Source organism: Gimibacter soli, assembly GCF_028463845.1.
In the GTDB taxonomy this organism is placed as follows: domain Bacteria; phylum Pseudomonadota; class Alphaproteobacteria; order Sphingomonadales; family Kordiimonadaceae; genus Gimibacter; species Gimibacter soli.
Genome location: NZ_CP116805.1, coordinates 3,538,034 through 3,559,286, shown reverse-complemented (window position 1 = coordinate 3,559,286; position 21,253 = coordinate 3,538,034). Strand labels below are relative to the sequence as shown.

Below are 21,253 nucleotides of genomic sequence, written 5' to 3'. Positions count from 1 at the left end.
TTCCTGCCGCGTGATTGCCATGCCGATCATGCCGCCATCTTGATCGAAATCAAATGCCGTATGTGCGTGGCCCGCTAGGCTGGTTTCATGTTGAAGGTTCGACTTCGGGGAAGAAATCGATGAAACCGCGTATCCGCTTCTGTGGTGCCGCCGGCACAGTGACCGGCTCCTGTTATCTTGTAACCGCGGGGGATGTGAATTTCCTTGTCGATTGCGGCATGTTCCAGGGCACGAAAACCCTGAAGCAGTTGAACTATGGCGACTTCCCGTTCGATCCGGCCTCGCTTGATTTCGTGCTGCTGACCCACGCGCATATCGATCATTCGGGCCTCATCCCGCGCCTCATCAAAAAGGGCTTCCGGGGCTTTGTGCAGGCGACCGGGGCGACCCGTGATCTCCTCGCCTACATGCTGCCGGACAGCGGCTATATCCAGGAAATGGAAGTCGAGTTCCTTAATCGCCGCAATCGCCAGCGCGGGCTGGACCCGGTGGAGCCCATCTATACGGCCGAAGACGGCGAACATGCCCTGTCGCGCATTCGCAGCGTGCCTTACGAGCACTGGATCGAGCCTGCGCCGGGCATCCGGGTGCGCTTCTGGAATGCCGGGCATATTCTCGGCTCGGCGTCGCTGGAGGTTGAAATCCTTACCCGCGAAGGCCGGGACGAGAAGGTGCGGATCGTCTTCTCGGGCGATATCGGCCCCGATAACAAGCTTTTCCACCCGGACCCGGACGCACCGGCAGGCGTCGATTATGTGATCAGCGAATCGACCTATGGCGGCAAGGTGCGCGAACGGCTGGGGCTAGAGGAGCGCCGCACCAAACTGGCTGCGGTCGTGGAAGACGCCATCGGGCGGGGCGGCGTGCTGCTGATCCCTGCCTTCGCGGTGGAGCGCACGCAGGAACTGCTGGCGGACCTCGCGGCGCTTATCAGCAGTGGCCGGGTGCGGCAGGTGCCTGTCTTCCTCGATAGCCCGCTGGCGATCCGCGCGACCGAGGTCTTCAGTCGCCACGCCGGTCATCTGCATGATCTTGACCACGGCGCCGACGATTTCAATCATCCCGCCTTCCACTTCACCGAGACCGTGCACGAAAGCCGGTCGATCGATCGCTACAGCGGTGGTGCCATCATCATCGCGGCGAGCGGCATGTGCGAAGCCGGGCGCATCCGCCACCATCTGAAGCATTTCCTGTGGCGGTCGGAAACCACCGTGCTGATGGTCGGCTACCAGGCGCCGGGCACGCTTGGCCGCATCCTGATGGACGGGGCGAAGATGGTGAAAATCCAGGGCGAGGATATCCGGGTGCGGGCGCATATCCAGCCGGTGGATTGGTATTCGGCGCATGCTGATGGCGCCGAGCTTGCCGACTGGATCAAGGCCCGGCTGCCGATCAATGCGGGGCTTTTCCTCACCCACGGGGAGCCCGAACCGCTGGCCGCCCTGAAGGCTGATGCCTTGGCCCTTGGCATCGCGCCCGAGCGGATCGTGGTGCCGGCGATTGACGACGAATATGTGCTGGATGGCAGCTGCCCGGCGTGTGCCGGGGATCATCACCGCCTGCCGGCAAGTGCCGCCCTTGGTGATGACTGGCACAATCGCTTTGCCGATCTTTCGATCAGGCTGCGTCAGGAGCTTGAAGCCGCACCGGACGACGACGCGCGCGCCAAGATACTCGACCGGCTGGCAGCGGGCCTCAAGCCCTAGCGTCAGGCTTTCCTGCAAGCCAGCGGCGGGCAATGGCGACGCCGGTGTCTACGGAAGGGGTATATTTCACGGCAGGCGGGCGCACCCCGTGCACCAGAAGTGCGTGGCGAAGGGCGGGGGCTGCACCCGCAATAATCAGCCGCGTGCCGGTGCGTTCAAGCTTCGCTGCAAGCCCCGCAATCGTGTTGGCACCGGTGGAATCGAGAAGCGGCACGCTTTTGAAATCCAGCACCAGTACCTTGTAACCGTCAGATATGCGATCCAGTACGGCGCCGACAGTGGCAGCCGCGCCGAAGAAGAAGGCGCCGGTGATGTGATAGATCACGATATCGGGGTCGGCGGCTTCATGCTCGTCATAGGGCGTGCGGGTGCCATCGGGATTATCCGGCAGGTCTTCGGGGACGAGGGCCATTTCTGTTTCGATGGCGACGCTTTCCGACATGCGGTGGATGAAAAGAAGCGCGCCGAGTGCGAAGCCGACGACGATGGCTTCGGTGAGGTCACGGAAGATGGTGAGCCCGAAGGTGACGAGAAGCACAAGCGCCTCGCCCTTCTGCCCGCGGATGAGGGTGAAGATGGCGTGGCGCTCGGCCATGTTCCAGGCGACGAAGACAAGCACACCCGAAAGCGCGGCGAGCGGGATATAGCCGGCAAGCGGTGCTGCGATCAGCATGAAGCCGAGGACGAACAGGCTATGGAGCATGCCGGCGATGGGGCCATGCGCGCCGGCCCGAACGTTGGTGGCTGTCCGTGCGATGGTGCCGGTAACCACAAGCCCGCCCATGACGGACGACGCAATATTGGCCGCCCCCTGTGCCACCAGTTCGCAGTTCGACCGGTGCCGCCGTCCGGTCATCCCGTCCGCGACGACTGCCGAGAGCAGCGACTCGATGGCGCCGAGCAGCGCGAAGGCGGTGGCATCGGGCAGCATGGTCATCACACGCGCGGGCGAAAGGTCCGGCAGCATCGGCATCGGGATGCCGGTTGGCAGCCCGCCGAAGCGGCTGTTGATCGTCTCCACCGGCCACGGCAGGGCGAGGGCGATGAGCGTTGCGACGATCACCGCGATCAGCATCCCCGGCCAGTGCGGGCGCAGCTTTTTGAGGCCGACGATGGTCAGAAGCGCGATGAGGGCGATGAGGAACGCGGCGGGGCTGAGGGTCGGCAGGGCGGCTGCCAGCACCGGCAGCTTTTCGGCAAGCGCGCCGGGCTCCGGCTCCGCCAATGTCAGGCCAAGGAAATCCTTGATCTGGCTTGCCATGATGGTCACGGCAATGCCGCCGGTGAAGCCCACCGTCACCGGATAGGGAATGAACTTGATATAACTGCCGAGGCGCAGCAAGCCCCCGGCCATCAGCATCAGTCCCGCCATGAAGGTGGCGGTCAAAAGCCCGTCGATTCCGTGCCGGGTCGCGGTCGCGGCCACCAGCACGATGAAGGCACCGGCCGGCCCTCCGATCTGGAAGCGACTGCCACCAAGCGCCGAGACGAAGAAGCCACCGAAGATGGCGGCATAAAGCCCGCGCTCCGGCGAGACGCCCGAAGCAATGGCGATGGCGATGGAAAGGGGAAGTGCCACGATGGCGACGGTGAGCCCGGCGACGAGGTCGGACCGCAGGTGACCGCGCCCGTAGCTTTCCCTCAGCACGGTCACGAGCTTCGGGGTAAAAAGGTCGGCGAAGGTTACTTTGGGCAGGTGGCGGTGCATGGGGTCACTCGGTGTCTTTCAAGGAAGAAGGGCCGCTCTGTGAGGAGCGGCCCTTCGGGGTCGTGTCTTATTTCGCGTTTTCGTGGGCAGTGATCATCTCGTCGCCCATCTCGCCTTTTTTGAGCCGTTCATGAACCGTGTGGTCATGTTTCAGGATTTGCGGGGCGAAGGAGCCGACAATCATCCCGATGGCGGCGGCGATCAGGCCGGCGAATTGCGCGGGGATCAGGGGCTCCTCGGGGCCGAGGACCATCACGCCGATCCAGACGATGAAGCCCATGGTCATGGAAAGGAGTGCGCCCTGCTTGGTGGCGCCTTTCCAGTAAACCCCGCAAACGAGCGGGACGAAGGCCACAACAAGGGTAATCTGGTAGGCTTCCTCGACCATTTCAAAAATGCTCGATTCCGAATAGATCGCATAGATCGTCACCATCAGGGTGAAGACGGCGGTCACAGCCCGCATGGCGGACAGGAGCTGCTTGTCGCTCATGCGCTTCATCATGGGGCGAAGGATGTTTTCGGTGAAGGTCACGGAAGGTGCCAGCAGCGTTGCCGACGCGCAGCTCTTGATCGCCGAGAGAAGCGCGCCGAAGAACAGGATCTGCGCGACGAGCGGGGCGTGCGACAGCACGAGGCTCGGCAGGATCATCTGGCTGTCTTCTTCCATCCATTTCGCGGCCATCTCGGGATCGATGAGCGTGGCGGCATAGGCCAGGAACATCGGGATGAAGGCAAAGAGGAAATAGATGGCGCCGCCGACGATGGTGGCCCAGACGGCGATCTTTTCGGTTTTGGCGGATTGCACGCGCTGGAAAATATCCTGCTGCGGCATCGAGCCGAAAGCCATCGTCACGAAGGCGGCGACAAAGGCGAGGATCGAGGCGAAATTCATGTCCGGCCAGAAGCTGAACTTGCCGGCCTCGGATGCATGGTTGATCACCACGTCAACACCGCCGACCAGTTCGGTCACTTCACCGCCGATATAGAGCATGCCGATCACGATGATGACCATCTGGATCAGGTCGGTGATGGCAACGGCCCACATGCCGCCGAAGAAGGTATAGATAAGGATCGTAACGGAACCGATCCACATGCCGGCGAGGGTCGAGATTTCGCCGCCGGATACCACGTTGAACACAAGGCCGAGCGCGGTGATCTGCGCCGCCACCCAGCCAAGGTAGGAAACCACAATGGCGAGCGAAGTGATGACCTCGGTCTCGCGGCCGAAGCGGCGCTTGTAAAAGTCACCGATGGTCAGGAGCTTCATCCGGTAGAGCGGCGAGGCGAACAGGATACCCACAAGGATAAGGCAGGCGGCGGTGCCGAAGGGATCGGCCACGATGCCCGAAAGCCCTTCCTCAAGGAAGGTGGCGGGGATGCCAAGCACCGCTTCCGCGCCGAACCAGGTGGCGAACACGGTACAGGTGACCATATAGAAGGGCAGGTGGCGACCTGCGATGGCAAAGTCAGCGGTGTTTTTCACCCGCATCGCGGCATAAAGGCCGATCCCGACCGAGACCACCCAATAGGCAATGACAAAACCCAGTAGCATGATGCGCCGTTCACTCCGTCTTCAGGAAAAGTGACGGGACAGGGCGTGCAGGGTCTGCCGCCGTAAATCCCCCTCCAATCCGCATAGAACAAGGGATACGGCGCTGTAAAGCGCAGAATGGAGGAGAAAGCCGCCTGTGGCGTGTCAGGCCGCCACGGCCTCGGCAACAAGGAGGCCAGTGTAAGCCACATAGGTGGCAAGCAGAAGCCCGCCGCGCCGGCGGCAGATGCGGCCCTGCTTGTGGTTATGGCGGTCGTAGCCCAGTACAACAAGCGCGATGGTCAGAAGCCCCATCACCACCATGTCGCGGGTCAGCACTTCGGCAGGTACTTCCATCGGATGCAGGGCACCGGCAATGCCCACCACCATCAGGGTGTTGAACATATTGGAGCCGATCACGTTGCCGAAGGCGATGTCATGCTCGCCCTTGCGGGCGGCGGCGATGCTGGAGGCAAGCTCGGGGAGCGAGGTGCCGATGGCCACGATGGTGAGGCCGATCAGCAGGTCGCTGACGCCGAACGCCTTGGCGAGCGCCACCGCCCCCCACACCAGCAGCTGCGAGGCGATGACGAGGAGTATGAGGCCGGCGATAAGCCAGAAAAGCGCCTTGCCGAACGGCAGCTTGTGGCTTGCAACCTCGGCCTCCATTTCCTGCGCCAACCGGTCGTCTTTCTTGGCTTTCAGCGCATTGATGATCGTCCAGCCGAACACAATGGTGAAAACAGCCAGCAGGATGACGGCATCCATACGGCTGATCTCCAGATTATAGATCAGGATGGCCGACAGGGCCGTCACGCCGATCAGCACCGGCAGTTCCTTTTTCAGGATACCGGAATCGACCTGCACGGGCGCGACAAGCGCGGTGATGCCAAGGATCAGCGCGATATTGGTGATGTTGGAGCCATAAGCGTTGCCAAGCGCGATGCCCGGGCTGCCTTCAAGGGCCGACATGGCGGACACGACCATTTCAGGCGCCGAGGTGCCGAAGCCCACGACCAGCATCCCGACAAGCAGCGTCGGCATGCCGAAATGGTTGGCAGTGGCGGCGGCGCCATCGATGAAGCGGTCGGCGCTCCACACAAGAAGGCCAAGGCCGAAAATCAGGGCAGCGAAGGGTAAAAGCATGGCGGGGCTCAAGCTGGCTAATGACGGGGCACGGACATTCGTGAACACATGGGGGCAGGGCGCGCTGGTTTCAAGGCCGTCTTTGCCCGCATTCCGTACGGAACAGAAGATCGCTTGCGCGAGGGGCGGCTTTGGCACAGTCTGGTGCCTGAAACCGCCACCGGATGGGCCGTTGGCGAGACGTTAGCCTTGAGTGATCGAAATGCCCGATACCCGCGCCCCCCTGACCGATGCCACCAAAGCCGATGCCCTTGCCGTTCGCCCACTTGAAACCGCGCTTGCCCTGCATGCCGAGTTTTATGCCGATCCGGCGTGGCTGGCGTTCGAGCAGCGCGAGGTGTTCGGTGCTTCATGGCAATTGGCTGCGCATCAGGGCGAACTTGTGAATGCGGGTGACCATGTGGTGGCCGATATCGCGGGCAAATCGGTGCTGATCGTGCGGCAGGCAGATGGCAGCCTGAAGGGCTTCCACAATGTGTGCCGCCACCGTGCCGGCCCGATTGCCATGAAAAGCGGCACGGGTGCTACGTCGCTGCGCTGCGCCTATCACGGCTGGACCTACAAGCTGGATGGCCAGCTGAAAATGGCGCCCGAGATGAACGAGGCCTGCGATTTCCACAAGGAAGATATCCGCCTCACCGGTATCCGCGTGCATGAATGGCAGGGACTGGTGTTCGTGGCGCTTTCGGACGACGTGCCGCCCTTCGACGAAGTATATGCGGGCATCACCGATCGCATCGCGCCGGTTGACCTGTCGAAGATGAAATATACCCGCCGGGACAGCTACGATATCGCCTGCAACTGGAAGGTCTATATCGACAATTTCCTTGAAGGCTATCACCTGCCGTATGTGCACCCCGGCCTGTCCAAGGTGCTGGATTACCGCGCCTATGACACCGAGCTGTTCCCTTGGTATTCGCTGCAGCATTCACCCCTCAGGGGCGGCGAGGGCATCTATGGCGGCGAGAATGCCTGGTATTATTTCATCTACCCCAACATCATGCTGAATATCGTTGATGGCCGCATGCAAACCAACCGCATCCTGCCGAACGGTAACGACCGCTGTATCGTGGAATTCGATTATTATTATGCGCAGGACGATGAAACCCAGTCCCGTATCGCCGCCGACCAGGAATTTTCAGACGAGGTGCAGGCCGAGGATATCGAAATCTGCGAACATGTGCAGATCGGCCTTCAGTCCGGCGTCTATACCGCCGGCCGCCTGTGCCCCAAACGCGAAAGCGGCGTGTGGCACTTCCAGAACCTTCTGAGGAAGGCTTATGCCCGGCGGGGGTGAGGGTGGGTGATCAGACTGAGATCGGAAAAGTTCTAGCGCAAGCCAAAGAACTTGCTGCAGCCTATTATCGGCTGACCGGTAAGCCGCTTGGTGTGACAGGCGAGGTTGGAGAATATGAGGCCGCGCGTCTCCTCAAGCTAGATCTCGTGGAGGCCCGGGTGCCGGGATACGACGCAATTGGACCCGATGGGAGAAGGTATCAGGTAAAATCCAGAGCCTTGTCCGCTGAAGCCCGGAAAAAAAGTGGACAGCGCTTAGGCGGGATCAAGCTGGAGCACGACTGGGATGCCGTCTTGTTTGTGCTAATGGACGAGCAATTGGACACCATAGAAATTTGGTTGGCCGAGCGCGGGGCTGTCACAGATGCCATTATGCGCCCAGGAAGCAAGGCTCGCAATGAACGTGGGGCGTTGGCAATTTCAAAGTTCAGGCAAATTGGTTCGAAAGTTTGGCATCGCCAGAGTCATGCCGGACTTGATCCGGCATACAGAAACCCTTGATGTGGCACTGGACCCCGGATCAAGTCCGGGGTGACGGTTTCGGGTTACCGTTCGCCCTGAGGAGAGGCGTAGCCTCGTCTCGAAGGGCAGGATGACTGAGCGGCGACACGTCCTTCGAGACGCCCTTTCGGGCTCCTCAGGACGAACGGCTACTTGGCTTTCGCCATTTTCCCCGGATTGACATGCTTGTCGTAGGTCTCGGCGTCGATAACGCCTGAGGCCAGCGCCACATCGCGCAAGGGGGCATTCTGCTTTTCGGCTTCGAACACCAGCTTGGCCGTCGCGTCATAGCCGATGACGGGAACGAGGCTGGTGGCGACCATCAGTGTGCGGGCGGTGAGTTCCTCTAGCCGCGCTTCGTTTGCCTTCAGGCCTTCGATGCAGCGTTCGCGGAAGCTGTCCATCATGTCGGCCAGCAGCTTCAGGCTTTGCAACAGCGCATCGGCCATCACCGGGTTGTTGGCATTCAGCTGGAACTGGCCGCCCGCTGCCGTGTGGGTGATCACCGTGTGATTGCCAAAGACGCGGGCGCACACCATCACCATGGCCTCAGCCTGCGAGGGGTTCACCTTGCCGGCCATGATCGACGAGCCGGGCTCGTTTTTCGGCAAGGACAGCTCCATCAGCCCGGCGCGGGGGCCGGAGCCGAGCATGCGCACATCGTTCGCATATTTATGAAGCACCGTCGCAAGCCCGGAAAGTGCGGCCGACGCCATGAAGAGATCATGGTGGGCCGCCATCTTCACATATTTGTTGGGGGCGCTCGTGAGGCTGAGCCCGGTCAGCGATGCCAGCTCCGCCGCGACCCGTTCGCCGAAATCGGCAGGCGCATTGAGGCCCGACCCCACCGCCGTGCCACCCTGCGGCAGATCCAGAAGCCCTTCAAAGGCATCGTCCAGCGACCAGAGGGCGGCGCGCATTTGCCCTGCGAAGGCCGCGAACTCGGCCCCGAGCGTCATGGGCACGGCGTCCATCAAATGGGTGCGGCCGACCTTCACAATGTCCTTGAATTCGTCGGCCCGCGCATCCGTTGCAGCAATCAGGCGTTCGAGCGCGGGGCGAGTGGCCTCGTGCCACAGGAGAAGCGCTGAAAGGTCCATCACGGTCGGGATCGTGTCGTTCGACGACTGCGACATATTCACATGGTCGTTGGGGTGCACCGGGCTGGTGCCGCCACGTTTTTTCGTGAGCAGCTCGTTGGCATGGCCGGCGATCACTTCGTTCGCATTCATGTTGAACTGGGTGCCCGATCCCGACTGCCATACGGGCAGGGGGAAGTGATCGTCCAGCTTGCCTTCGGCGACTTCGTTTGCCGCCACCTCGATGGCATCGGCAAGTTTGGGGTCCAGCGCCCCGCGTGCCTTGTTGACGCGGGCGGCGGCAAGCTTGACAAGGCCGAGCGCGCGCCAGAAAGCCGGCGACAGCGTCTCGCGCCCGATGGGGAAGTTCCGAAGGCAGCGTTCCGTTTGCGCCCCCCAGTAGCGGTCTGCAGGGACCTCGATCTCGCCGAGGCTATCCTTCTCCGTCCGGGTGAGGGGCGCGCGCGTCATGGCTGGTCCTCCGTTTCCTTTTTCTTGCCTGCCTTGGGGTCTGCCTTCGGCGGCATGTCATAGACCACATTCTTCGGCACGTCGGCGCCGCCGGAGATCACGAAGCTCATGGCTTCATCCATCTTCCAGTTGGTGGGGGTCAGTTTCTCGACGGGCACGATTTCCAGATAACCGGAGGTCGGGTTCGGGGTCGTCGGCACATAAACGGCGGCGAGCTCGCGGCCCGTGTTGGCGTCCTTGAAGGTTTTGGTGACGAGCCCGACGGTTTTCATGTCCGGGTTCGGAAACTCGATCAGCACAACGCGCTGGAAATCGGACGGGGTCATGTTCATCGCGTCGGTCAGGCGCTTCACGGCATTATAGATGGATTTGGCGACCGGGATACGGGCCATGATGCCATCGACCAGAAGGATCGCCTTCTGCCCCACCCAGCGCGAGGCCAGCCAGCCGGTGAAATAGAAAAGCGACAGGAGCACCGCGACCGAAAGCGCCGTCTGGAACCAGGGGTGGGTCACCATGCCCATGATGCTGCTGTCAGCCGGCACATGGACCACAATCTGGTTCAACATCGGCTGGGCAAGATCGCGCACGAAATCAAGGATGAAGCCAAGCGCCCAGAAGGTCAGCCACAGGGGCACCAGCGTGAAAAGGCCAACGATGATATAGCGCCGGGCACGTTGCGGGAAAGGCGGGCGGGAGGCTGCCGTCTCGGTCAAGGGATTACTCCTTATGTGTTTTGCGGCAAGCCTAGCGAAAAGCTGCACGCGCTACCAGTCTGCTTGGTTCAAATGCGAAAGCTTTTCTGATATGGTGCAGCCACCGGTCAGCCCAGTTTTGCGTTCCTTTATGGCGTCTATGGCGCCCTCCCTTCATTCATCAGGCCAACGCGACCGGTTGGATAACCCATGAAAAACTATAGACGCACAGCGATCCTTTTCGGCGGGACCGCCCTTCTTTCCCTCGCCGCCTTGTCAGGCCCGGTCGTTGATCCGGCCAAAGAGGCCCGTATGGCTGGCCTCCGCCAGCTTGACGAGCTGACAGACCCGAGCCGTATCACCGGCACCCTTTGCGGCAAGGCCGGGCAGCAGCGCGGCCTCTTCTTCCGGCCCGACCTGCAGCACGCGCTATCGAGCTCGGTTCAGGCAGCCGAGCCGAGGCTTGAAGTGCCGATCTATCCGGGGCTCGACCAGCGCAAGTTCCCGATCAGCACCAAGAACGGCAACGCGCAAACCTATTTCAATCAGGGCCACGCGCTCCTTTATGGCTTCAACCACGGCGAGGCGATCCGTGCCTTCCGGAAGGCGCAGGAGCTCGATCCCAATTGCGCCATGTGTTACTGGGGCGAGGCAGTGGCCTGGGGGCCGAACATCAACATGCCGATGCCGCCCGAGGCAGTCGCACCCGCTTTCGCTGCTATTTCAAAGGCGCTCGCCCTGAAATCGAACGCGAACGAGAAGGAAGCAGCCCTGATCGACGCAGCGGCCAAGCGCTATAGCCCCGATCCGGATGCGGACCGCGCCGCGCTTGATGCCGCCTACTCGGCTGCGATGGAAGCGGTTCACAAGGCTTACCCCGATGACGACGATATCGCCGCCCATTATGCGGAATCGGTGATGGACCTGAGCCCCTGGTATTATTGGGAGCGCGATTTCACCACGCCGCGACCGGGTATCGAGAAGGCGGTTGCGACCATCGAAAACGTTCTCGCCCGCAGCCCCGACCATTATGGTGCGATCCATCTTTACATCCACCTGGTGGAAGCGACACCGATGGTGAGAAATGCCGAGCCGTTTGCTGACAAGCTCGCGGCGCTCGTGCCGGGCTCGGGGCACCTTGTGCATATGCCGGCGCACATCTATTTCCGCATCGGACGCTATCTCGATTCGCTCGATCTCAATGTGCAGGCGACCGCGGTGGACGAGGCCTATCTGCAGACCAACAAGGATGCGAGCCCGATGTACCGTTATGGCTATTATCCCCATAACGTCCATTTCGTCCTCGTCTCCGCGCAGATGGCAGCGGACCGCAAAACCGCGCTTGAGTATGGCCAGAAGCTCGACGCGATCCTGCCGCCCGAAACGCTTGCCGTTTCACCGATGATCGCCCCCGTGAAGGCGGCCCATTATTTCGCATGGGCGCATTTCGGGTCGCTTGATGAAGTCATGGCATTGCCCGATCCGGGTGACGCGGTCGGGCCGTTTGTGCGCGCCCACTGGCATTATGCACGCGGCATGGCGCTCGCCCGCGCAGGTGACCCCCGTGCGGCTGACGAGGCGGCGGCGATTGAGGCTGCCCGCGGCCATGCCAGCATTCCGGCACTTGAAGCCGGCGGCATGCCTGCCGGGGCAGTTCTCGACATCGCGTCGCGTATGGTACGGGGCCTCGCTGCTGCAAAGGCGGGCGACTACAAGGCCGCGCTTGCGACCCTTGAAGAAGCCCGCAAGGTGCAGGCATCGATCCCCTATATGGAGCCACCCTTCTGGTATCAGGCGGTGGACCAGACGATCGGTGCCGTGCATCTGATGGCAGGGGATGCCGACAAGGCGGCCGATGCCTTCATGGCAAGCCTTGTGCAGCATCCGAACAGCGCCTGGTCGCTTTACGGCCTGATGAAAGCGCAGGAAGCAATGGGCAAGGCAGCTGAAGCAGCTGAAACCAAAGCCCTGCTTGCGAAAGCTAGCCGGCAGCTTGGGGAAATCCCGCTGGATACACTCTAGGCTTGATGCTCAAAAAGTAAAATTTATCGCCAGTTAAATTCCATATTTTGCTGGCGATGAAATCGCGGAACGGTTATGGTGGCTGGGACTCAGGGCCCGGCTGCCATGCCGTTTGCCTGCTTTCATGGAGAGTATCATGTCGAAGAATGCCGAACTTCTGGCTCGCCGTCAGGCTGCCGTGCCGCGCGGGGTTGCCTCGGCCACGCCGATCTTTACCGAGCGCGCCGAAAATGCCGAACTGTGGGACGCCGACGGCCGCCGCTATCTTGATTTCGCGGTCGGGATCGCGGTCTGCAACACCGGCCACCGTCACCCCAAGGTGATCAGTGCGGTTGAAGAGCAGCTGAAGCGCTACACGCACACGGCCTTCCAGGTTTCGGCTTATGAGCCCTATATTGCGCTTGCCGAACGGCTGAATGAAGCGGCGCCCATCAAGGACGCCAAGACGATCTTCTTCACCACAGGCGCCGAAGCCGTTGAAAACGCCATCAAGGTTGCCCGCGTGGCAACCGGCCGTCAGGGCGTGATCGCTTTCCGTGGCGCCTTCCACGGCCGTACCGCGCTGACCGGTGCGCTGACCGGCAAGATTGTGCCCTACCGCATGGGCGCTGGCCCCGCTGTGCCCGGAATCTACCACGCACCCTTCCCGGTGCCGCACCACGGGGTGAGTGTTGACGACGCCTTCTACGGCCTCGAGACCATCTTCAAGGTGGAAATCGAAGCCAAGGATGTGGCCGCGATCATCGTGGAACCCGTGCAGGGCGAAGGCGGCTTCTATGTGGCGCCGAAGGATTTCATGGTGCGCCTCAGGAAGCTCTGTGACGACCACGGCATCCTTCTCATCTGCGACGAGATCCAGACCGGCTTTGCCCGCACCGGCAAGATTTTCGCGACCGAACATTATGATGTCGAGCCCGACCTCATCACCGTTGCCAAGGCGCTGGCCGGTGGCTTCCCGCTTTCCGGCCTTATCGGCAAGGCGTCGATCATCGACACGCCGCTGCCGGGCGGCATGGGGGGCACCTATGGCGGCAGCCCCATCGGCATCGCAGCGGCCCACGCCGTTATGGATGTGATCGCCGATGAAAAGCTCTGTGCCCGTGCCGAGAAGATCGGTGCCCGCATGAAAGAACGGCTCGAGGCCATGAAGGGCCGTGTCGACACCGCGCCCATCGGCGACATCCGCGGCCTTGGTGCCATGGTGGCGTTCGAGCTGGTCACCGAAAAGGGCGGCAACACGCCGAACCCGGCGGCGACATCGGCACTCGTCGCCAAGGCACTGAGCCACGGCCTGATCATCCTGTCGTGCGGTTACTGGGCGAACACGATCCGCCTGCTTGCCCCGGTCACCGTGCCGGATGAGCAGCTGGAAGAAGGCCTCAACATGCTGGAAAAAGCACTCGTGGATGTGGCGGCGGCTGCCAAGGCGGCCTGACAGACCCGCATTCGACGAAACGGAGCGGCCGGGTAACTGCCCGGCCGTTTCCTTTTTCAGCGCAGCTTTCGAGGGCTGGACGCGAGCTTCGATTGACAGCGCTGTCAGAGAATGGCTAGTCTCTGCACCATTCTGGAGGTCGGGGGACGGGCTGGATGTCCAAAGTTATCATCGATGATGTGGCGGCGCGCGCCGGGGTTTCGATCAAGACCGTTTCGCGGGTCATGAATAACGAACCGAACGTGAGCGAACGCACGCGCGACCGTGTGCTTGCTGCCGCGCGGGAGCTGAACTACCGGCCGAGCCTTTCGGCGCGGGGTCTGGCGGGCAGCCGTTCCTATCTGATCGGGCTTCTTTACGATAACCCGAGCCCGGCTTATCTTGCCGAAATTCAGGCGGGCCTTCTGGAGGCCTGCGAAGCCAGCCATTATAGCCTCGCGCTGCACCCCTGCCGCCATGAAGACCCCGGCATGCCGGCGGCGGTTTCGGCGGCGCTTGCGCAGGCGCGGCTCGATGGTCTCATTATCACGCCGCCCGTCTGCAATGTGCCGGCCCTGATGGCGGCGGTGGAAGAGCGCGGCGTACCCTACGCGGTGATTTCCGATGAGGCCGGCCCCTCGGGCTTTGCCGTGACGATCGATGAAAGCGCCGCCATGCGAGACCTGACCGAGCATGTGATCGGCCTTGGTCACACGCGGATCGGCTTCATCGCCGGCCACCCGGATCACAAGGGGGCAGCCCGCCGCCGCGACGGTTTTGAAACAGCCATGCGGACGCACGGGCTTGGTATCGATCCGGCCATGGTTGTTCAGGGTTATTTCGATTTCGAAAGCGGGCGCCACGGGGCGCGGGAACTGCTGTCCCGTTCTAATCCGCCCACCTCCATCATCGCCGCGAACGATGATATGGCGGCGGGCGCCCTGCAGGTCGCGCATGACAAGGGCCTGCATATCCCGACCGATCTTGTGATCGTCGGGTTCGATGACAGCCCCCTGTCGCGGCAGGTCTGGCCGCCGCTCACCACCGTGCGCCAGCCGGTGGCCGATATGGCGCGCGAGGCAGCGGCCCGCGTGATCGCCCGGCTGACGGGTGCAGCCGAGCCCGACAATCCCGCCGATCTTGCCTTTCCGCACGAATTGCGGCTGCGGCAATCGAGCCTTGGCGACACCTGAAGCCAATAAAGATGCTTCCCTTTTCGGGCCCGGTTTGCTTTCTTGGGGCGCGGTCCAACACGACCGATCCTGAACCGGGAAAAAGCTTCTCCATGCGCCGTTTGCTGACCCTGCCGATCCTTGCTGCCGCCTTCGGCCTTGCCGCGTGCGACTGGCAGCCCGTGGGGCCGGAAAAGCTGCCCGAGGACAAGTCGGCAGCGAGTGCCAGCCAGTTTGGCGCGCGCGGGGCGCCGATGCCGCCGATGCTGCATCCGGATATCTGGCCGGCCCCCGCCGCCCGTCCTGCGGACAGTCTGGCCGTCGAGCGCGCGGTGAATGCCGCCTTGGCCCGGATGTCGCCGGACGCCAAGCTTGCCCAGATGCTGCAGGTCGACATGCGCCATATCGTGCCCGACGATTTGCGGCAGGTGCCTTTCGGGATGATCCGCGCGCAGGCCGGCAGCTATCCGAACGGGGACCGCAACGCCGGTGTCGTCGACTGGCTGTCGCTCGCTGACGATTTTTACGCGGCTGGAACCGATCCGGCTGGCAGGGGCGGGCGCGTACCCGCTTTCTGGTGCGTTGAAACGGCCCATGGCCACACGGCGCTGAAAGGCGGCACGATCTTCCCGCACAATATCGGGCTCGGGGCTGCGGGCGAAGCCGTGCTGGTGCGCCGCGTTGCGATGGCGGTGGCCGCAGAGACAGGCGCCAGCGGACCGGACTGCGTGATCAGTCCGCGCCTCAATGTGGCGGAAGACGACCGTTCGGGTCGGGTCTATGAAAGCTTCAGCGAAGCGCCAGCAATTGCAGCCCGCCTTGGCGGGGCCTATGTCACCGGCCTGCAGGGCAAGCCGGGCAGCGGAGAATTCCTGCGGGGACCCCGTGTCGTTTCGGCGGCGCGCACCTTCCTTGGCGACGGGCTCGCGGACGGGGGCCAGGAGCGCGGCAATATCAGCCTTGATGAGCACGGGCTTATCGACCGCGACGGCCTGAGCTTTGCCTCCGGCGTCGGCAACGGGGCGCAGATGTTGCTGGCCTCGCCCGCGCGCTGGCAGGGTATTCCGCTGCATGGCTTTGCGCCGCTCCTGACTGGCGTGTTGCGGCAGGGCCTCGGGTTCGATGGCATCCTTCTGGGTGACTGGGACGCGATTGCCGACGTACCGAACTGCATGGCGGACGACTGCGTCACCGCGATCAATGCGGGTGTCGATATGCTGGCGGCTGGCGATAACTGGCGGCGGCTTTATGCCAACATGCGCTCGGCCTACGCTGAAGGCCGCCTCACCGAAGCGCGGGTCGATGAAGCCGTGCGCCGTATCCTCACCGTCAAGGCGCGGGCGGGGCTCTTGGCCGGCGTCAAACCTTCGGCACGGGACGGGGCGGACCCCGCACTCGTCGGCGCCCCTGCACATCGGGCACTGGCGCGGGAAGCCGCCCGCAAATCGCTCGTTCTTCTGAAAAACAACCGCGCTGTCCTGCCTGTTCGGGCCGGTGCACGGGTGCTGGTGGCCGGTGAAGGCGCCAACAATCCGCGCATGCAAACGGGCGGCTGGACCCGCACGTGGCAGGGTATGGAAACAAGCCGCGCCGACCTCCCCGGCGTCACCACCATCTGGGAAGGCATCAGGGCAGCGGTCGAGGCTGCAGGCGGTACCGCGACGCTCTCGGTGGATGGCAGTGCGACTGGCAAGTTCGATGTGGCCATTGTTGTTTACGGCGAGGAACCCTATGCCGAGTTCCAGGGCGAGATCGAGACGCTCGATTACAGCCCCGGTGACGACCATATCCTCAACCTGCTTGCCCGCCTGCGGCAGCGGGGCATTGCGACAGTCTCGGTGTTCCTGTCTGGTCGTCCGCTTTGGGTGAACCCGGAAATCAACGCGTCCGACGCTTTCGTTGCGGCATGGTTGCCGGGGCAGGAAGGGGCCGGGGTCGCCGATGTGATCGTGGCGGGGCCGAAAAGCCGCATCCGGCATGACTTCCGTGGCAAGCTGACTTTCTCGTGGCCGAAACGGGCGGACCAGTACCGGCTGAACCGGTTTGATGCGGACTATGATCCGCTTTTCCCTGTCGGCTACGGCCTCAGCTACAAGGAGCGCCGCACGGTGCTCTTGCTGGACGAAGGCGTGGGGGCGGCGAGCGGCACGGGGGCACGCGGCGTCTTCTTCGATGCGCGGCCGACCTATCCTTATATCCTCGACCTGTTCGCCGCAGACGGCACGCGTACACCCTTCATTGGGGAATGGGTCGCCAGCCGCGACGGCAGCATTTCTGCCCGCGTGACCGACCATCAGGAAGAAGGCGACGGCAACGCGCTTGGCATCGTCTTCTCCGGCCAGTCGCCAACCTCGATCATGCTGGCCTCTTCGACGCCGGTGGACCTCAGCCGCGAACTCGCCGCAGGCTATGCCATGGCGTTTGAATGGCGGGTCGACAATATTCCCTTCGGCAAGGTGGAAATCGGCCTTGGCTGCGGCGTCGGGTGCGCAGGCCGGGTCGATATCAGCAGCTTCTTCCTTGAGGCTCCGGCGCGCGAATGGCAGCGCACGCTGGTGCCGCTTTCCTGCTTCGCTGAGAAAGGCGCCGACCTTTCGCGCTTCACCGCACCCCTGATGCTATCGACAAGCGGCGACTTCGCCGTGTCGCTCGCCGACGTCCGGCTGGTGAAGCCGGAAGCCGGGGCGACACTCGAATGCCCCTGAAGGCATCAATGATGGTGGGCGCCCCCCGCGCCTGACGGCACCCGGATCGCTTCCACCAGTTCGCCAACCTCGGCAGGCGGCTGGGCGGTGAAGCGGGCAACCGTGAAGGCCACCGCCACATTCACTAGCGTGCCGACAAAGCCGATGCCTTCGGGGCTGATCCCGAACAGCCAGTTGGCGGCAGTGTTTGTCTCTGGCGCGATGAACTTGAACCAGACGATATAGGCGGCGGTGAAGAAAAGCCCGGCAAGCATGCCGGCAATCGCCCCTTCGCGGTTCATGCTTTTCACGAAAATGCCCATCAGGATCGCCGGGAAAAGGGAGGCGGCCGCGAGCCCAAAGGCGAAGGCCACCACCTCGGCCACGAAGCCCGGCGGATTGATGCCAAGATACCCGGCCACGATGATGGCGACGCCAGCCGCCAGCCGCGCGGCCCGAAGTTCCTGATAATCGGTGATGTCGGGCATCCACGTGCGCTTCAGCAGGTCATGGCTGACGGCGGTGGATATCACGAGTAACAGCCCGGCAGCGGTTGAAAGTGCTGCTGCAAGGCAACCGGCCGCAACTAGGGCGACTACCCAGTCCGGCAGGCCGGCGATTTCGGGGTTCGCCAGCACCATGATATCGCGGTCGATATAAAGCTCGGCGCCGTTGGCAGTCGGCGTGTTTGTCACCGTCCGTTCGCCCGAGGGGCCACGGGCCGTGTCGTCAAAGGCGGGTGCGCCCTCGAACGGGGCACCGGCACGTACCTGGATGCGACCATCTTCATTCTTGTCCGCCCAGCCGATGAGGCCGAGCGTTTCCCAGCTTTTCATCCAGTCGGGCGTTTCGGCGTAGGTCTTCTCGTTCAGGCTGTCGATATAGTTCATCCGCGCGAAGGCACCAACCGCCGGGGCGGTGGTGTAAAGAAGCGCGATGAAGACAAGCGCCCAGCCGGCCGAGGTGCGCGCGTCCGATGCCTTCGGCACCGTGAAGAAGCGCACGATCACATGCGGCAGGCCGGCAGTGCCCAGCATCAGCGCGGCGGTGATGGCAAACACATCGATCGTCGATTTGGCGCCGACCGTGTAGGCGGCAAAGCCGAGATCGACAAGCGTGCCATCCAGCTTTTCAAGCACACTCAGCCCCGAGCCATCGCTGAGCGTGGCGCCAAGGCCAAGCTGCGGGATAGGGTTGCCGGTCATCATCATCGAGATGAACAGCGCGGGCACGGTGTAGGCGAAAATGAGCACGCAGTACTGCGCCACCTGCGTATAGGTGATGCCCTTCATGCCGCCCATCACGGCATAAAGGAACACGATCCCCATACCGATCAGCACGCCCGTGTCGATATCGACTTCCAGAAAGCGCGAAAAGACAATGCCCACGCCCCGCATCTGCCCCGCCACATAGGTGAAGCTGATGAAAACAAGGCACAACACAGCCACAAGCCGCGCGGCATCGGAATAATAGCGTTCGCCGATGAATTCCGGCACCGTGAACTTGCCGAACTTGCGAAGATACGGCGCAAGCAGGAGGGCGAGGAGCACGAAACCGCCCGTCCATCCCATCAGGTAAACCGAGCCGTCATAACCCGCAAAGGCGATGATCCCGGCCATCGAGATGAAGCTCGCGGCACTCATCCAGTCGGCGGCGGTCGCCATGCCATTCAGCACCGGATGCACGCCGCGCCCGGCCACGTAAAATTCGCGGGTCGATCCCACGCGGGACCAGATGGCGATCCCGATATAAAGCGCGAAGGAAAGGCCGACGAAAAGGTAGGTAAGCGATTGCTGGTCCACGGCCTCAGTCCTCCACGCCGTGCTTGCGGTCAAGCTGCCGCATGAGGGCCGCATAGACAAAGATCAGCACCACGAAAACGAAGATGGAGCCCTGCTGGGCGAACCAGAAGCCGAGCTTGAAACCGAAAAGATGGAATTCGTTCAGTTGTTCGGCGAACAGGATGCCGGCGCCGAACGATACCGCAAACCAGATGACAAGGAGGGCACCCAGAAGCCTCAGATGCTCGCGCCAATAGGCGCCGTTGCCCGCGTTTTGTGCTGCCATGATCCCTCCCCCGAGTTGACTGGCCGGTTGGCCCTCAGGCTAGGGGAGGGGACGCCTTTCCGGCAAGGGGAAAGTGCTGCAGTGCGAGGGGCAGACGCGTGTCAGTCAGCCAAGACGCATTTGTCCGCGTGCCGGATGTAGGGTGCGGTGCAGTCCCAGTCCGTTCCGCTGCGGCCCAGATGGGCATTCTCAGGCAGTTCAATCTGGCGACAGCTGTCACCTTCTTGCAGATATCCGCGCTCGCATTTCCATCCTGAACCATAATTCGCATTTGTCAGGTAGCCGTTGGCGGGAACCTTGATCTGCACGCAGCTTCCATTGTCCGGGCGGAAGCCCCGGTTGCATTCCCAGCCGTCGCCATAGCTTGAATTGATCAGAAAGCCGTTGGTGGGTACGGCGATTGCCCTGCAGCGATCACCATCCGGACGGTATCCACGGTCGCACTCCCATCCCGGGCCAAATTCTGCATCTACAAGATAACCATTCTCGGGGACCTTGATTTCGACACAGGCCTTGTCGGCTACCTTGTAGCCTCGCTCGCATTTCCAGCCGTCGCCAAAATGCTTGTCGCTCAGATAGGCATTGGCAGGCACATCAATGGCAACGCAGTCATTTTCCGTCGCCCGGTAGCCGCGATTACAGGCCCAGCCCTTGTTCTGGATGTCGCTGCTGAGATAGCCGTTGACCGGTACGACAATCAGCACACAGCTGTTGTTGACGTTGCGATAATTGCGATTGCACTCCCATCCATTTCCATAGGATTTACCGGTTGCATAGGCGTTTTCGGGCAGGAAGATCTTGTTGCAGCGGTTGCCGTCGCGCCGAAATCCGGTGTTGCAGGACCAGCTTTGCGTCTCGATGTCGAGGTGGGCGTTGTCCGGCATTGGTGCTGCATTTGACTGCGCTGCGACAGCCGTTGACGCGACAACAAGGCCTGCAAGGAATGCGAAGCACCGCAATGCAGCAGTAAAGGATGAGGTATCATTCATTGTGGAGCTTTCTTCCGTGCAGGTTAAGCATCAGGGTTTCAGAAAGGGAGCTTGAGAGTGTTCGAGCCTGGCTGATTTGCCAGCGCCATTCCCTCGTTTTCTCCGCGTTCTATTGCGGAGGCCGTGCGCCTTTTGGTCGTGTCTCTGCCACCACGCTGTTGCGGACGATGGGATGAAATATCGTCAAGCAATGCGGCATCCAGAACCTGAGGGTCGATTACGAGCGTTTCCTCTACGCCCGGGCGGTCAGGGTCCGGCGGCAGGTGGATGGAGACCTGCGTTTGCCTGTAAGCGCGAGCTGTCATCGTGTCGAGAATCTGTTCCTCGATCTCAATATCGTAAACCCCGGGGGCCAGGGTTTTTGCATACCCTTTCAGCGTGAAGGGGCGCTGGAAAAAAACTGTTTGGGTTATGGTGCGTGTTGTCATGCTTGCCTCCTTGGACAAGGGGCGATGCGAAGAAGAAGGGCAGTCGCCCTTCCTCAAGACGATTGTTCAGGCAAAATGCCCGGTCAGTTTTTTGTCGACGGAGAGGTCTCTGCCGGTGGGGCTTCGGGGGTATCGGGCGTCGGTGCCGCAGGCGCCTCAGGCGTCGGTGCCGTGTCATTGCTGGCGTGATTGCCCGATGATTTTGTAGATTTATTCAGATCCTTGAAGGTCATTTATTTTTCTTTCATAAAACGACATGAATATGCCGATGTTATGAAGGTCGTGTTTATTTAATTTATTTAAAGAATTGACTTTGATATTTTTGTATATTTCGCAATATTTCA

16 protein-coding genes are annotated in these 21,253 nt (G+C 62.0%); 7 read left to right on the top strand and 9 right to left on the bottom strand.

All coding sequences use genetic code 11. The annotated features are described in order from the left end of the window. Positions 1-119 precede the first annotated feature (119 nt). Positions 120-1,706, top strand: coding sequence for an MBL fold metallo-hydrolase RNA specificity domain-containing protein (locus tag PH603_RS16370; RefSeq protein WP_289503834.1), 1,587 nt, complete (start codon positions 120-122; stop codon positions 1,704-1,706). Here the strand turns inward: PH603_RS16370 and PH603_RS16365 are convergent. From PH603_RS16365 to PH603_RS16355, 3 genes are all read right to left on the bottom strand, one after another. Continuing rightward, positions 1,696-3,414 carry a SulP family inorganic anion transporter gene (locus tag PH603_RS16365; protein WP_289503833.1) on the bottom strand — a complete coding sequence of 573 codons (1,719 nt, stop codon included), beginning with the start codon at positions 3,412-3,414 and terminating at the stop codon, positions 1,696-1,698. The two genes, PH603_RS16370 and PH603_RS16365, sit on opposite strands and share 11 nt — an antisense overlap. Positions 3,415-3,481: 67 nt before the next feature. Further along, positions 3,482-4,966: a high affinity choline transporter 1 gene (locus PH603_RS16360; RefSeq protein ID WP_289503832.1), complete on the bottom strand. Its 1,485-nt coding sequence runs from the start codon at positions 4,964-4,966 to the stop codon at positions 3,482-3,484. A 144-nt stretch (positions 4,967-5,110) separates the two neighbouring features. Then, on the bottom strand, positions 5,111-6,091 hold the full coding sequence (locus tag PH603_RS16355; RefSeq protein ID WP_289503831.1) for a calcium/sodium antiporter: 981 nt from the start codon (positions 6,089-6,091) through the stop codon (positions 5,111-5,113). Positions 6,092-6,293: 202 nt separating this feature from the next. Here PH603_RS16355 and PH603_RS16350 point away from each other — a divergent pair, with 202 nt between their 5' ends. Together PH603_RS16350 and PH603_RS16345 are read left to right on the top strand one after the other, a co-directional pair. Next, positions 6,294-7,388: an aromatic ring-hydroxylating oxygenase subunit alpha gene (locus tag PH603_RS16350; RefSeq protein ID WP_289503830.1), complete on the top strand. Its 1,095-nt coding sequence runs from the start codon at positions 6,294-6,296 to the stop codon at positions 7,386-7,388. 2 nt (positions 7,389-7,390) lie between these two features. Then, positions 7,391-7,888 (top strand): DUF6998 domain-containing protein, encoded by a 498-nt coding sequence (locus PH603_RS16345; protein ID WP_289503829.1) that lies wholly within the window; start codon positions 7,391-7,393, stop codon positions 7,886-7,888. Positions 7,889-8,037: 149 nt separating this feature from the next. On the opposite strand, the gene PH603_RS16340 is transcribed toward PH603_RS16345, so the two are convergent. Both PH603_RS16340 and PH603_RS16335 read right to left on the bottom strand, forming a co-directional pair. After that, a complete protein-coding gene (locus tag PH603_RS16340) occupies positions 8,038-9,438 on the bottom strand; it encodes a class II fumarate hydratase (RefSeq protein WP_289503828.1) in 1,401 nt (466 codons plus the stop codon). After that, positions 9,435-10,154, bottom strand: coding sequence for a DUF502 domain-containing protein (locus PH603_RS16335; RefSeq protein ID WP_289503827.1), 720 nt, complete (start codon positions 10,152-10,154; stop codon positions 9,435-9,437). The genes PH603_RS16340 and PH603_RS16335 overlap by 4 nt, the downstream gene beginning before the upstream one ends. 189 nt (positions 10,155-10,343) lie before the next feature. On the opposite strand from PH603_RS16335, the gene PH603_RS16330 reads away from it, so the two are divergent. The 4 genes from PH603_RS16330 (at position 10,344) to PH603_RS16315 (ending at position 17,446) form a co-directional block, all read left to right on the top strand. After that, positions 10,344-12,155, top strand: coding sequence for a tetratricopeptide repeat protein (locus tag PH603_RS16330; protein WP_289503826.1), 1,812 nt, complete (start codon positions 10,344-10,346; stop codon positions 12,153-12,155). Between the two features lie 136 nt (positions 12,156-12,291). Further along, positions 12,292-13,590, top strand: a complete 1,299-nt coding sequence (gabT, locus tag PH603_RS16325; protein ID WP_289503825.1) for a 4-aminobutyrate--2-oxoglutarate transaminase — start codon at positions 12,292-12,294, stop codon at positions 13,588-13,590. Between the two features lie 155 nt (positions 13,591-13,745). Further along, positions 13,746-14,762, top strand: a complete 1,017-nt coding sequence (locus tag PH603_RS16320) for a LacI family DNA-binding transcriptional regulator (RefSeq protein ID WP_289503824.1) — start codon at positions 13,746-13,748, stop codon at positions 14,760-14,762. A 92-nt stretch (positions 14,763-14,854) separates the two neighbouring features. Continuing rightward, positions 14,855-17,446: a glycoside hydrolase family 3 protein gene (locus PH603_RS16315; protein WP_289503823.1), complete on the top strand. Its 2,592-nt coding sequence runs from the start codon at positions 14,855-14,857 to the stop codon at positions 17,444-17,446. Between the two features lie 5 nt (positions 17,447-17,451). Here PH603_RS16315 and PH603_RS16310 read toward each other — a convergent pair whose 3' ends face one another. The 4 genes from PH603_RS16310 to PH603_RS16295 form a co-directional block, all read right to left on the bottom strand. After that, the gene (locus tag PH603_RS16310) at positions 17,452-19,227 is read right to left on the bottom strand and encodes a sodium:solute symporter family protein (RefSeq protein WP_289503822.1); all 1,776 of its coding nucleotides are present in this window, start codon (positions 19,225-19,227) and stop codon (positions 17,452-17,454) included. A gap of 4 nt (positions 19,228-19,231) precedes the next feature. After that, positions 19,232-19,492 (bottom strand): DUF4212 domain-containing protein, encoded by a 261-nt coding sequence (locus tag PH603_RS16305; RefSeq protein ID WP_289503821.1) that lies wholly within the window; start codon positions 19,490-19,492, stop codon positions 19,232-19,234. A gap of 101 nt (positions 19,493-19,593) precedes the next feature. Beyond that, the gene (locus PH603_RS16300) at positions 19,594-20,481 is read right to left on the bottom strand and encodes a hypothetical protein (protein ID WP_289503820.1); all 888 of its coding nucleotides are present in this window, start codon (positions 20,479-20,481) and stop codon (positions 19,594-19,596) included. Positions 20,482-20,519: 38 nt separating this feature from the next. Beyond that, on the bottom strand, positions 20,520-20,909 hold the full coding sequence (locus tag PH603_RS16295) for a hypothetical protein (RefSeq protein WP_289503819.1): 390 nt from the start codon (positions 20,907-20,909) through the stop codon (positions 20,520-20,522). Positions 20,910-21,253: the final 344 nt, after the last annotated feature.